The sequence below is a fragment of the Methylobacterium sp. Leaf118 genome (assembly GCF_920984675.1).
In the GTDB taxonomy this organism is placed as follows: Bacteria; Pseudomonadota; Alphaproteobacteria; order Rhizobiales; family Beijerinckiaceae; genus Methylobacterium.
This window is the reverse complement of the sequence record NZ_CAKLBV010000095.1, coordinates 1-11173: the sequence shown is the minus strand read 5'-3', so window position 1 is coordinate 11173 and position 11173 is coordinate 1. Positions and strand designations below refer to the sequence as shown.

General features: G+C 71.6%; 14 protein-coding genes. 9 read left to right on the top strand and 5 right to left on the bottom strand.

Annotated elements, in window-relative coordinates:
- The first annotated feature begins 344 nt into the window (after window positions 1–344).
- The 3 genes from LW587_RS22800 (at window position 345) to LW587_RS22790 (ending at window position 1651) form a co-directional block, all read left to right on the top strand.
- Complete coding sequence (locus LW587_RS22800; protein ID WP_232631871.1) at window positions 345–632, top strand: hypothetical protein; 288 nt, start codon at window positions 345–347, stop codon at window positions 630–632.
- A gap of 2 nt (window positions 633–634) precedes the next feature.
- Window positions 635–1318 carry an HAD family hydrolase gene (locus LW587_RS22795; protein WP_232631870.1) on the top strand — a complete coding sequence of 228 codons (684 nt, stop codon included), beginning with the start codon at window positions 635–637 and terminating at the stop codon, window positions 1316–1318.
- Window positions 1319–1438: 120 nt separating this feature from the next.
- Window positions 1439–1651 carry a hypothetical protein gene (locus tag LW587_RS22790; RefSeq protein ID WP_232631869.1) on the top strand — a complete coding sequence of 71 codons (213 nt, stop codon included), beginning with the start codon at window positions 1439–1441 and terminating at the stop codon, window positions 1649–1651.
- Window positions 1652–1928: 277 nt separating this feature from the next.
- Here LW587_RS22790 and LW587_RS22785 read toward each other — a convergent pair whose 3' ends face one another.
- The 3 genes from LW587_RS22785 to LW587_RS22775 form a co-directional block, all read right to left on the bottom strand.
- Entirely contained in the window at window positions 1929–2216 is a 288-nt protein-coding gene (locus tag LW587_RS22785; protein WP_442919191.1) for a hypothetical protein, read from the bottom strand.
- A 445-nt stretch (window positions 2217–2661) separates the two neighbouring features.
- A complete protein-coding gene (locus tag LW587_RS22780) occupies window positions 2662–3042 on the bottom strand; it encodes a DUF6481 family protein (RefSeq protein ID WP_232631868.1) in 381 nt (126 codons plus the stop codon).
- A 228-nt stretch (window positions 3043–3270) separates the two neighbouring features.
- Complete coding sequence (locus tag LW587_RS22775) at window positions 3271–3480, bottom strand: cold-shock protein (protein ID WP_232631872.1); 210 nt, start codon at window positions 3478–3480, stop codon at window positions 3271–3273.
- Window positions 3481–4331: 851 nt separating this feature from the next.
- Between LW587_RS22775 and LW587_RS22770 the strand changes: the two genes are divergently transcribed.
- The gene (locus LW587_RS22770) at window positions 4332–4847 is read left to right on the top strand and encodes a peptide deformylase (protein WP_232631867.1); all 516 of its coding nucleotides are present in this window, start codon (window positions 4332–4334) and stop codon (window positions 4845–4847) included.
- A gap of 19 nt (window positions 4848–4866) precedes the next feature.
- Here LW587_RS22770 and LW587_RS22765 read toward each other — a convergent pair whose 3' ends face one another.
- Both LW587_RS22765 and LW587_RS22760 read right to left on the bottom strand, forming a co-directional pair.
- Entirely contained in the window at window positions 4867–5340 is a 474-nt protein-coding gene (locus LW587_RS22765; RefSeq protein WP_232631866.1) for a hypothetical protein, read from the bottom strand.
- 122 nt (window positions 5341–5462) lie between these two features.
- Complete coding sequence (locus tag LW587_RS22760) at window positions 5463–7013, bottom strand: helicase HerA-like domain-containing protein (RefSeq protein ID WP_232631865.1); 1551 nt, start codon at window positions 7011–7013, stop codon at window positions 5463–5465.
- A 146-nt stretch (window positions 7014–7159) separates the two neighbouring features.
- On the opposite strand from LW587_RS22760, the gene LW587_RS22755 reads away from it, so the two are divergent.
- The 5 genes from LW587_RS22755 to LW587_RS22735 all read left to right on the top strand — a co-directional run bounded on the left by LW587_RS22755 (window position 7160) and on the right by LW587_RS22735 (window position 11158).
- On the top strand, window positions 7160–7552 hold the full coding sequence (locus LW587_RS22755; protein ID WP_232631864.1) for a DUF2267 domain-containing protein: 393 nt from the start codon (window positions 7160–7162) through the stop codon (window positions 7550–7552).
- A gap of 301 nt (window positions 7553–7853) precedes the next feature.
- A complete protein-coding gene (locus LW587_RS22750) occupies window positions 7854–8852 on the top strand; it encodes a GNAT family N-acetyltransferase (RefSeq protein ID WP_232631863.1) in 999 nt (332 codons plus the stop codon).
- Window positions 8853–8920: 68 nt separating this feature from the next.
- Window positions 8921–10084: an MFS transporter gene (locus tag LW587_RS22745; protein WP_232631862.1), complete on the top strand. Its 1164-nt coding sequence runs from the start codon at window positions 8921–8923 to the stop codon at window positions 10082–10084.
- Between the two features lie 81 nt (window positions 10085–10165).
- On the top strand, window positions 10166–10294 hold the full coding sequence (locus LW587_RS22740) for a TFIIS helical bundle-like domain containing protein (protein ID WP_232631861.1): 129 nt from the start codon (window positions 10166–10168) through the stop codon (window positions 10292–10294).
- 360 nt (window positions 10295–10654) lie between these two features.
- Window positions 10655–11158, top strand: coding sequence for a hypothetical protein (locus LW587_RS22735; protein ID WP_232631860.1), 504 nt, complete (start codon window positions 10655–10657; stop codon window positions 11156–11158).
- Window positions 11159–11173 lie beyond the last annotated feature (15 nt).

Sequence of the window (11173 nt, the reverse complement as noted above, 5' to 3'; positions counted from 1 at the left end):
GCGGGCCAAGGCCGTGACGCCGGCCGCCCCGAAGGCGCCCGCCGAGGTGCTGGCGGGCGTCGCCAAGACCGCCCGCACGGCCGCCAAGCCCGCCGCGAAAGCCGCCAAGGCCGCCCCGAAGGCGCCCGCCCGGTCCAAGCCGCGCGCCGCCGCCGAGGCTGCCTCCCTGCACTGAACCGCATCCACGAGACGGTTCGAGAGCCCGCCGCCCGATCGGGGCGGCGGGCTTCGTGCTGTTGGGACCACCCGCAGCGCGGGGGCGACGGAACGGTGGCGAGGCTCGGCCGTTGCCCTCCCGCCGTCCAGAAGAGGACGGCCGAACGCGACTGTCGAGGAGAGCTTCCATGCGCAGGATGATGACCGGAGCCCTGATGGTGGCCCTCGTCGGATCGGCGCTCGCGGCCGGGGCCGCCCAGGCCGGCCCCCTCTACGGCGAGCGCGTGATCGAGGGGCCCGCGGTCTCGACGGCCGGCGGACGGGCGCCCTGGAACCAGGCCTGGGAATACGATTCGGGCAGCGGCAACGACCGGCGCCCCGAGCTGCCCTACTACCAGCAGGGTCGCGGCCAGCAGACCGGCGGACCGGCCCGCAACCTCCTGCCGGACGACCGCCTCCGCCTGTTCCCCTACTGATCGTGGCCGCCGCCATCAGGGCCGTCGTCTTCGACATCGACGGCACACTCCTCGACAGCGTCGACCTGCACGCGAAGGCCTGGGTCGAGGCCTTCGCCCATTTCGGGATCGCGACGGAGGTGGCACAGGTCCGCCGCCAGATCGGCAAGGGCGGCGACCAGCTGATGCCGGTCTTCGTGGACGAGGCCCGCCTCGCCCGCGAGGGCAAGGCGATCGAGTCGTACCGCTCCGACCTGTTCAAGCGGGACTACCTGGACAAGGTGACGCCGTTTCCCGGCGTGCGGGCGCTGCTGAGCCATGTCCGCAGCGAAGGGCAGACCGTCGCCCTCGCCTCCTCCGGCAAGGCCGCGGAGGTCGAGCGCTACCAGGAAATCCTGGGGATCACCGACCTCGTCGACGTGGTGGTGAGTTCGGACGACGCCGACCGCTCCAAGCCCCATCCGGACATCTTCACGGCGGTGCTCGACAAGCTCTCCGGCCTGCCGAGAGAGGCCGTGATCGCTGTGGGCGACACGCCCTACGATGCCCAGGCCGCGGGCGGGGCGGGACTCGCCACGATCGGCCTGCTCTGCGGCGGCGTCCCGGAGGCGGATCTGTCGGCGGCGGGCTGCATCGCGCTCTACCGCAATCCGCAGGACCTGCTCGACGGCTATGCCCGCTCCCCGCTGGCGGCGAAGAGCCTGTGAATGGCGCGCCGCTCTCCCGGGGACACAGTAACCGCGAGCCGGCAAACCTCTGGCCTTCCGCGCCGGAACGGTCTATCAGCCCGCCCCGCGGGGGGCCTCAGCCCGCTTCCGGATGTCATCATGCCGATCAGTGCCGAGATGCTCGCGACGCCGTCCCACTCTGTCGCGAAGACCCTCCATCAACAGGTCGCGGAAGCGATCGAGGATCGGGCACTGCCGATCAGCCGGCTCCTGCGCCTGATGTGGGCCCTCGACGCCGACCGGAGCCCCGCCAACCAGAACCTGCGCGCACAGCTGCGCGCCCGGATCGGCGCCCCTCCCCTCGGCGCCTGATTCGCCCGTCGAACACCCCGCACCCGGCGGCGCCCTCCTGAGCGGCCGAACGCGACCCTGGTCCGGCGCCTCCGCCGCCTGGGGTCCCGAGCCTCGGCCCGAGAGAGGGATTCCGGTTTTCCGTGAAAGGCCGATGCGGCACCGGGGGTTAGAGCACCGCCCCGAGGGTGGGCATCGGCTCCCCGTGCGACGCCGATGCGAGACGGGATTTCGAGACCCGTCGTCGATCCGATGACCGGGCCGGGTCTCGATCGGGTTCCTCGGGGCCGTACGGTCCTCAGCGATGCCGCCGACGCTTCTTGACCGTCCGCGCCGGGCCCCGCTGCTTGCGCTCCATGCAGGAGGCCCAGATGCGCCGCCCGATCTCGTGCAGGCCGAGATTGAGCGGATCGGGCGCCGAGAGAACCTGCGACCGGGCCTCGCTGCGGCAGAAGGCATCCTCGGCGCTCCGGATCGGCGGTTCGGCCCGGGCCGCGAGGCCGGAGGCGAGCAGAAGCCCCGTGGCCGCGGCGAGAAGGGTCAGGCTCCGGGCCGGCGTTCCGGCCCTCGGTCGGATGGTGTGCAAGGCGCGCGCTCCCCTCGTCTTTCGGTGTCCCGATGATCCGCCGCGTCGGCCCCGCCTGCAGGCCCTGTGCGAGGGCCGCGGGCGTGACGCGCGGGAAACCGGGAATGGTCGTCCGCCCCGATGATGTCGGGCCGGCCTGTCAGGCCCTCGTTCGAGGGCATCGCGACGACGGGATGACCGCGGCACCGCGATGCGCCCGAGAGCACCTGACGAAACTCCCGATTGTCGGGCGCCCTGGGGCAGGGCGCAACGCGGTGGAGGAAGTTTTGTGAGAGGCTCCGATCGATCACTGGTGCCGCCAAAGCCGCGCCGTGCCAAGCAGGCAGCGATGAAATGCCGTGGGACGTGCGTAGTTTGCGTGGACCACTCCGGAATCGAGCCAAAAAAAACGCGCCGGGCTCAAAGCGTCCGGCGCGCGATCGTCTGAGGTCGAAAGAATGGCCCGTCAGCGACGGATCTTGACCTTCTCCTTGCGGGCGGCGTAGCGGGCGTCGCGGGCGGCCTTCTTCTCGGCAAGCTCGGATGCCTTGCGCTCGGCGAGGGCGGCAGCCTCGGCAGCCTCGCGGGCGAGCTGAGCGGCGAGCTCGGCCTCCTCGCGAATGCGCTTGTCCTCGGCCGCCTTGCGCTCGGCCTCGATGCGGGCGCGCTCGCGCTCACGGGCGCGGTCGTCGCGGGCACGGGCGACCTCGGCGCGAGCCTTGGCCTTCGCAATGATATCGGGATCGTCGGCCGGCGGGCGGGCCTTGAATTTCTCGAGCAGGGCCGCCTTGGCGGCTTGAGAATGCTGACGACGGTCCTCGAAGTTCCTGAAGTCGAATGCGCTCATATGGCCTTTCTCATGTGATCATCGTGCCCGCGGCCGAGCCTGTCGCGAGTCGGGCCGCCGAGCGTTCGAAGTGAGCCGAGTCGAACGGGCGCAGTCGATGCACGAGTGCATCGCAACGCGCAACAGTCAGGGGCCGGTTCGGCAGCACCTCCGCTGACATTTTCCGGGTTGTTGCGGCAAAGGGTCGAATTTTCGTAAACGCGGCCCCGATACTCCGGGGCCGCCCGCTTACGCAACCTGGAGATTGATGGCGGCCGGCTTGCCGCTGCGGCGGTCGTTCTCCACATCGAAGGTCACCTTCTGGCCCTCGGCAAGCCCGCGCAACCCGGCCTGCTGGACAGCAGAGATATGGACGAAGACGTCCTTGCCGCCGTCGTCGGGCTGGATGAAGCCGTAACCCTTGATCTCATCGAACCACTTCACGGTGCCCGTGTTCATGAAGGTCCCTCCTTCGCACGCCGCGTCGGCGCCCCAAGCGGGCACGGTCTCGGCCACGCGGCCGTCCCATTCGTCGTAGCGAGCGAGGGGAAGTGTGCCGGGACCGCATCCCGTCCGGGGCATCGGTCGCCCTCTTTGAGGTCGGCGTCCGATGACGAGGCGTCAGTTATGATCGGCAAGGCAACCCTTCGAGCTGCGCGAAGGTTTCCACGCGATCCGGAGCCTTCAAGCAACGATATCGCGAGGCGTGAGCGCGGCCGTAAGCGGCGAAGAACGCACGCTCTTCGACCCGGCGTGGCGGAAAGGGCGGACCGCCCGGCCCCGGATACCGCGCGGCGGCATCCGTAACCCTCGCCCGGCGCTTCGCCGCGATCATGATCGCGGAACCGATCCCCCACGCCTTCGCGTCCCGATCATCTGTCACGCCCGTAGCGGGACGATCGTCGGATGCGCCTTGACCGCAAGGCCGGACAAGGGGCTTTGGACCATGCTGACCGAAGCGATCGGTTGCGTGGCGCGCGGCGCGGTGGCGATGCTCGCGGAGCGGCGGGGCGCGCGGTCAGGGATGTCCGGCAATGCGGCTCCCGACCCGATCGATCGACAAGGCGCAGCCCGTGCGGACCGTCGGAATCAGGGAATGATACGGGCTCCGCTTGAACATAGCGGAGCCCGTATCAGGCAAGCCCGCGCGGCGTTTGAGCGAAGCCCAAATCCGCCATCCCGAAGGGATCAACCGGATTGGGTATGAGATTGCATTCGTCTGAGGATGCTGACGATCGGCATCCGTTTGTCGGCTTTGCGCGGGCCGTGACGGGCGATCGCCCTCCTTTCTCTTCAAGGAACTCGTTCGCATGCCCGTCCGGCCGCTGATCGTCTCTCCCGACCCGCGTCTGCATCGTCCGGTCCCGGCCCAGGCCCTGCCGCCGGACGCGGTGCGGGCCCACGCGCAGGACGTGCTCGATACGCTGAAGGCGGTCGGGGCGATGGGCCTGACGGGCGCCCATATCGATGCGCCCGGGCGCATCGTGGTGCTGCGCCTGCAGCCGGACGAGCCGCACGCCACCTATGTCGATCCGGAGGTGGTGTGGGCGTCGGACGAGCGCGGCACGCATCCCGAAGGCAGCGTCTCGATGCCCGGCATCGTCGAGCCGGTGGAGCGGCCCGCCCGGGTCCGGGTGCGCTACCGCGATCTCGACGGGGCGCAGCACGAGGAGGAGGCGGAGGGCCTGCGGGCCGCCTGCCTCCAGCACGAGATCGACCAGCTCGACGGCATCTTCTGGACCGACAGATTGACCCGCCTGCGCCGCGAGCGGGCGCTCAAGCGCTACGCCAAGCTGAAGTCGCAGGCCCTCCGCGGCACGGCGTGAGGGGGGGGCCGCCCTGCGATCAGGTCGCGTGGGCCAGAATCCGGGTGTCGACGCCCTGGCGCGGGCGCTCGCGGACGGTACGGCGGGGCTCGCCGGTGGCGGCGCGCTTGCGATCGGGGTGACGCGGCCGCACCACCTCGCCGAGGGCGACGAACCGGTCGTTCTGGCGCTGGCCCGGATCATGGAGGCCGAAGCCGAGGGCGAAGGAGCGGTCGAGCGCCGCATCGGGGCTGACGCCGTAGCGCTCCAACGCGGCCAGGAAAGTCCGGCGGAAGCCGACCGGGGCGCACCACGCCTTTTCGGCGAGCTGCATCGGCCAGGTCCAGAGCCCGTCGCCCCGGCGATGGGCGATCTCGTCGCGGGCGATGAAGTAGCCGCTCGCCCGATGCTCCAGCCCCTCCTCGAGGAGCCGCCAGTCCGGGTCGGGGGCGGAACGCGGTGCCGGCGCTTCCGTCCGCTCGACCGCGTCGCCGTCGAAGCCGATCTCGAGCATGGGACCCTCCTGCCTAGCGCCCGCCGGAGCGGCGCGAATCGGTGCGGAACGTTCCATGAACAGTGGGGCCGAATGCCGGGTCGGTCAAGTCTTTGTTCGCATTCCGTTCCCGATGGCCGGCCTCAACGCTTCGTCAAACCGCCGAGCACGTTGCGCAGGATCGCGTTGCCGACTTCGGTGCCGACCTTGCGGGCCATGGACCGGGCGGCGTTGCCGAGCACCTGCTCGGCGAGGCTCGGGGGCGGGCGGCGCCCCCGGCCCTTCCCCTTGGCGGTGTCGGCCTGCGCCGCCTCGCCGCCCAGGAGGCCGCCGAGCCAGCCGCCGAGCATGCCCGAAAGCCCGCCCTCGGTCTGGGCCGCGGCCTCGGCGGGGGCGCTGTCGAGGTCCTTGCGCTTGGCCAGCATTTCGTAGGCGCTCTCGTTGTCGACCGCCTCGTCGTATTTGCCGCGATACGGGCTCTGCTGGATGAGCGCGGCGCGCTCCGCCGGCGTCAGCGGCCCGACCCGGCCCTGCGGCGGGGCGATCAGCGCGCGCTCGACCATCGAGGGCGTGCCCTTGGCCTCCAGGAAGCTCACCAACGCCTCGCCGACGGCGAGTTCGGTGATGGCCTTGGCGACGTCGAAGCCGGGATTCTGGCGGAACGTCTCGGCGGCGGCCCGCACGGCGCGCTGGTCGCGGGGGGTGAAGGCGCGCAGGGCGTGCTGCACCCGGTTGCCGAGCTGGCCCAGCACGGTCTCCGGCACGTCGAGGGGGTTCTGCGTCACGAAGTAGACGCCGACGCCCTTGGAGCGGATCAGGCGCACCACCTGCTCCACCGCGTCGAGCAGGGCCTTGGGCGCGTCGTTGAACAGGAGATGCGCCTCGTCGAAGAAGAAGACGAGCTTCGGCTTGTCGAGGTCGCCGACCTCCGGCAGCTGCTCGAACAGCTCGGAGAGCATCCACAGCAGGAACGAGGCGTAGAGGCGCGGCCGCTGCATCAGCTTGTCGGCGGCCAGGATGTTGACGAAGCCCCTGCCCTCCCGGTCGGTGCGCATGAAGTCCGACAGGTTGAGCGCCGGCTCGCCGAGGAACTGGGCGGCGCCCTGGTTCTCCAGCACCAGCAGCGCCCGCTGGATCGCCCCGATCGAGGCGCTGGCGACGTTGCCGTAGGTCGCCGACAATTCCTTGGCGTTCTCCGACAGGAAGGCGAGGAGCGCGCGCAGGTCCTTCAGGTCGATCAGCGGCCACTGGTTCTCGTCGGCGACCCGGAAGGCGATGTTGAGCACGCCCTCCTGGATGTCGTTGAGCTCCAGGAGGCGGGCGAGCAGCAGCGGGCCCATCTCGGTGACGGTGCAGCGGATCGGGTGGCCCTGCTCGCCGAACAGGTCCCAGAACACCGTCGGGAAGCGGTCGGGCTCGTAGGGGATCCCGAGCTCCTCGGCCCGCTTGACGAAATGCGGCTTGGCCTCGCCGGCCGCGGCCAAGCCCGACAGGTCGCCCTTGATGTCGGCGGCGAAGACCGGGACGCCCGCGTTGGAGAAACCCTCGGCCAGCACCTGCAGGGTCACGGTCTTGCCGGTACCGGTGGCCCCCGCCACGAGGCCGTGGCGGTTGGCGAGCCGGAGCGTCAGCACCTCGGGCTTCGGCGTCCGGCCCGTGCTGCGCCCGACCAGGATCGTGCCCGCCTCGCTCATGTCGTCCCCCGCCCGAAGCGTCATACCGTCTGCCGCCGAGGTTAGGGCCGCGCGCCGTCATCATCCAGGGGGCGTGGCGATGGGCAACCCTTGATTTCGCCGCCGCCGCATCGGACAGACGATCGAGGTCGAGGAGGAAGCATTTCATGGAAGAGCTGATTGCCCGCGTCATCAACCGCACGGGAATCGACGCGGCGACCGCCAAGACCGCGATCGGCCACATCCTGGCCTTCCTGCAGAAGGAGGGTCCGGCCGCCGAGGTGAGTCGCCTGCTCGCCGCGCTGCCGGGCTCGGAGGCCGCCATCGCCGAGGCGAACGCGGCGGAGGGCGGCGGCGGTGGCCTGATGGGCATGCTCGGCGGCATGATGGGCGGCGGCGGCGTGATGGCGCTTGGCCAGAAGCTGATCTCGGCGGGCGTGCCGATGAACCAGATGCAGCCCCTCGGCCAGGAATTGTTCGCCCATGGCCGCGAGACGGTGGGCGAGGACACGATGGGCCCGATCGTCGGCGCGATCCCGGGGCTCAGCCAGTTCGTCTGAGCCCGCGCTCGCGGCGGCGGTCCCGCCGTCGCGGGACCGATCGGCGCGGCGGAGGCGTCCGCGTCGGTCGGCCTCGGGGTCGCGTGCCAACCCCTTGAAAGGGCTCGCCGGTTCGGTTCGCCGGCTACCTCGCCCGCCGGGCGCGGGCCGCGCCCGACGCTCCCCGCAGGACCCCGCGCAAGCCCCTGTCCGACCTTCGGTTTCTCCGTCATAAAAGCGTGCGGCCTTCATGGTGTTGTCGCCGCGCGTTGAAGAGGCCGCGGGCGTGCGCGCCCCGCCTCGACGGGACGGGTCGACAAAGATGCTGCCGAATTTTTCCCCGCGCGAGGCCACCGCGGCGTGGAAGGCCGGCTGGGAGATGCGGGTCCAGGCCCCCTTCGCCCGCTTCCGCCAGACCTTCGAGGGCGGCGACCTCGTGCTGCCCGGCGGCCCCCCCATCCTCTTGAAGCCGCGCGGGAAGCGCCTTCTCGCCGAGCCCGGGCTCGATCCCTGCCTCGGCCGGATCGGCGCCCTGGAGGTGCGGCTCGCCACCACCAAGTCCGAGATCCACCGGGCCCAGCGCCTGCGGTTCCGGGTGTTCTACGAGGAGATGTCGGCGATCCCGACCGGCCTCGCCGCGCTCAAGCGGCGCGACATCGACCCCTACGACGCGGTCTGCGACCACCTCCTCGTGATCGACCACGCCGCGACGGAGGCCAAGCCGTTCCGCAAGCCCCGCCCCAAGGTGGTCGGCACCTACCGCCTCCTGCGCCAGGACCGGGCGGAGGCGCATTTCGGGTTCTACTCGGCGGGCGAATACGACCTCGCGCCCCTCATCGAGCGCCACCCGGACAAGCGCTTCCTCGAACTCGGCCGCTCCTGCGTGCTCAAGCCCTACCGCACGAAGCGGACGGTCGAGCTGCTGTGGCACGGCATCTGGGCCTACGTGCTGCACCACCGCATCGACGCGATGCTCGGCTGCGCCAGCCTGGAGGGCACCGATCCGGACCGCCTCGCCCTGCCCCTGAGCTTCCTCCACCACCATGCCCGCGCCCCCGAGGCGTGGCGGACCCGCGCCCTGCCGGAGCGCTACGTGGCGATGGACCGGCTCGCCCGGGAGGCCGTCGATCCGAAGGCCGCGCTGGCGCGCCTGCCGCCGCTGATGAAGGGCTATCTCCGGGTCGGCGCCACGTTCGGCGACGGGGCGGTGATCGACCGCCCGTTCGGCACCACCGACGTGTTCGTGGTGCTGCCGGTCTCGGCCATCGCCGCGCGCTACATCGGCCATTTCGGCGCGGGTGCGGATCGGCACGCAGCCTGACCGCCCTGGGTTGCGGGCGAGATCGAAGGCTGCTCAGGCAGTCGCCCGCCCCGCTCGACGCCGAGACCATGCCTGCCCTCGCCCCCTCCTCCGATCGCGACCGTTTCGGCGCGATCGCCGCCGCGATCACCTGCGTGGCCGTGGTCGGGACCGGGCTCGGCCTGTCGATCCCGCTCCTGTCGCTGGAAATGGAGCGGATGGGGGCCTCCCCCCTCGTCATCGGCCTCAACACGGCGGTGGCGGGCTTCGCCGCGATCGTGACGGTGCCGTTCGTGCCGCGGCTGGCGGCGCGGATCGGCGTCGTGCGCCTCCTCGTCCTGGCGATCGTGCTCGGCGGGCTGTGCCTCACCGCCTTCAAGCTCCTGCCCTCCCTGCCCCTGTGGTTCCCCCTGCGCTTCGTCTTCTCGACGACGCTCGGGGCCCTGTTCGTCCTGTCCGAGTACTGGATCAACGACGCCGCCCCGCCGGAGCGCCGCGGATTGGTGATGGGGGTCTACGCCACGGTGCTGGCCCTCGGCTTCGCCATCGGTCCGGCGCTGCTGACCGGGCTCGGCACGGAGGGGTTCGCCCCCTACCTCGCCGGCTCCGGCCTGTTCTTCCTCGGGCTCGTGCCGCTGCTGGCGGCCCGCCATCGCTCGCCGACCCTCGGCCATGGCGGCGGGGGCGGCCTCGCCCGCTATCTCCGCCTCGCGCCGGTGGCGGTGCTCGCCGCCGCCCTCTACGGCGCGGTCGAGGCCGGCGCCTTCGCGATCCTGCCGCTCTACGGATTGCGGATCGGCCTCGACGCCACGGGCGCCGCCGCCCTGGTGAGCGCGGCGGCGCTCGGCAACGTGCTGTTCCAGATTCCCGTGGGGCTGCTCGCCGACCGGGTCGACCGCCGCGCGGTCCTGCTCGGGGCGAGCCTGCTCGGGGCGCTCGGGGCGGCGCTGATCCCCACCGCGTCGGGCTCGGTGCCGGGGCTGATGGCTCTGGTCTTCGCCTGGGGCGGCATCGCCGGCACCCTCTACACGGTGGGCCTCGCCCATCTCGGTGCCACCCTGCGGGGGCCGGACCTCGCGGGCGCCAACGCGGCCTTCGTGATGCTCTACAATGCCGGGCTGATGCTCGGGCCGCCGCTCGTGGGCGGCGGCATGGACCTCGCCCCGCCCCACGGCTTCGCCCTCGCCCTGAGCCTGATGTTCCTGGCGTTCACCGTGCCGGTGACCCGCAGCCTGCTGCGGCGCGGGGCCTGACGGAACGGGTCTCCGGGGCCGGCCGTTAACGGGACAAGCTGCACCGTTGCCCCGACGGTGCCCCTCGCCAGGAGCCCCGCCATGAGCCTCATCGGACGCCTCGTCACCAAGATCCTCGGCACCGAGGACCGCGTCGTCGTGCGCGACGACCGCAACGCCGGCTCGAGCACCCCGATCGGCCGGCTGGTCACCAAGCTCCTGCGCAAATAGGGGTCCGGCCCAAACTGGGATCCTGGGCAAGGTGGCCCGCGTTCCGGCCCGGGCTCGCGATCCCGCGCAAGGTGCGATGGCTGCGACAGGCCGCGCCCGTCCTCGGCTGCGCGCCGTGCGGGCGCGGCATTGTGCGCCGCGATCCCCTTGCCTTGCGATCCCCTTAGCGTCTCGATCCCTTGCGTCGCGACCTCGACCCCCGGCCGCTTCACCCGAATCGCGGGCGCCCCGGACGAGGCTGTGTACGGCACATCCCTGACCGCTTCCCCCTTCGCGAGGAGAATTGACGCAACCTGCCGCGGTGGCAGAAGACGGGTTCGCGGAATTTGACGCGCCCGTGACAGGAGTCGGATCGTCCCGATGAGTGAAGGCGACATGCTGGCCACGACGCTGGCCGACATCCGGCGGCGGCTCGCCGACCTTCAGGTCGAGTACGACCGCCTCTCGGAGGAAGTGGGCAAGCTGCGCCTGGCCGAGCGGTCGCTGGCCGCCATCGTCGAGGGGACGCCCCTGAAGGAGGCGGTCGCGGGCCTCCAGGCCGGCGATGCCGCCGGCGACAGCGCGCCCCGCTCCGGCCGCGGGCGCGGCAGCCGCGGACCGCGGGCGAATTCCGCCAAGGGCCGCCTGCGGGCGCTCCTGGAGAGCGCGGGCCCCCAGGGCCTGTCCCAGGCCGAGATCACCCGGCGCCTGCCCGATGTCGCGCCCAACACCCTGGCTTCCTATCTCAGCGTGATGGTGTCGAACGGCGAGGCGTTGCGCCGGGGCGACTTCATCACCCTGCCGGCCCGCTCGCCCGCCTCCGGGGCCGAGGGGGCGGAGCCTGACGACGAGGACGACGCGCCGGCCGGCGAACGGGACGCGTGAGCGGCGCGACCGGGG

What these genes read in the sequence shown, in the direction of transcription:
- LW587_RS22800 (WP_232631871.1), top strand. Translation starts at nt 345, where the DNA reads ATGCGCAGGATGATGACCGGAGCCCTGATGGTGGCCCTCGTCGGATCG.
- LW587_RS22790 (WP_232631869.1), top strand. Translation starts at nt 1,439, where the DNA reads ATGCCGATCAGTGCCGAGATGCTCGCGACGCCGTCCCACTCTGTCGCG.
- LW587_RS22780 (WP_232631868.1), bottom strand. Translation starts at nt 3,042, where the DNA reads ATGAGCGCATTCGACTTCAGGAACTTCGAGGACCGTCGTCAGCATTCT.
- LW587_RS22775 (WP_232631872.1), bottom strand. Translation starts at nt 3,480, where the DNA reads ATGAACACGGGCACCGTGAAGTGGTTCGATGAGATCAAGGGTTACGGC.
- LW587_RS22770 (WP_232631867.1), top strand. Translation starts at nt 4,332, where the DNA reads ATGCCCGTCCGGCCGCTGATCGTCTCTCCCGACCCGCGTCTGCATCGT.
- LW587_RS22765 (WP_232631866.1), bottom strand. Translation starts at nt 5,340, where the DNA reads ATGCTCGAGATCGGCTTCGACGGCGACGCGGTCGAGCGGACGGAAGCG.
- LW587_RS22760 (WP_232631865.1), bottom strand. Translation starts at nt 7,013, where the DNA reads ATGAGCGAGGCGGGCACGATCCTGGTCGGGCGCAGCACGGGCCGGACG.
- LW587_RS22755 (WP_232631864.1), top strand. Translation starts at nt 7,160, where the DNA reads ATGGAAGAGCTGATTGCCCGCGTCATCAACCGCACGGGAATCGACGCG.
- LW587_RS22750 (WP_232631863.1), top strand. Translation starts at nt 7,854, where the DNA reads ATGCTGCCGAATTTTTCCCCGCGCGAGGCCACCGCGGCGTGGAAGGCC.
- LW587_RS22745 (WP_232631862.1), top strand. Translation starts at nt 8,921, where the DNA reads ATGCCTGCCCTCGCCCCCTCCTCCGATCGCGACCGTTTCGGCGCGATC.
- LW587_RS22740 (WP_232631861.1), top strand. Translation starts at nt 10,166, where the DNA reads ATGAGCCTCATCGGACGCCTCGTCACCAAGATCCTCGGCACCGAGGAC.
- LW587_RS22735 (WP_232631860.1), top strand. Translation starts at nt 10,655, where the DNA reads ATGAGTGAAGGCGACATGCTGGCCACGACGCTGGCCGACATCCGGCGG.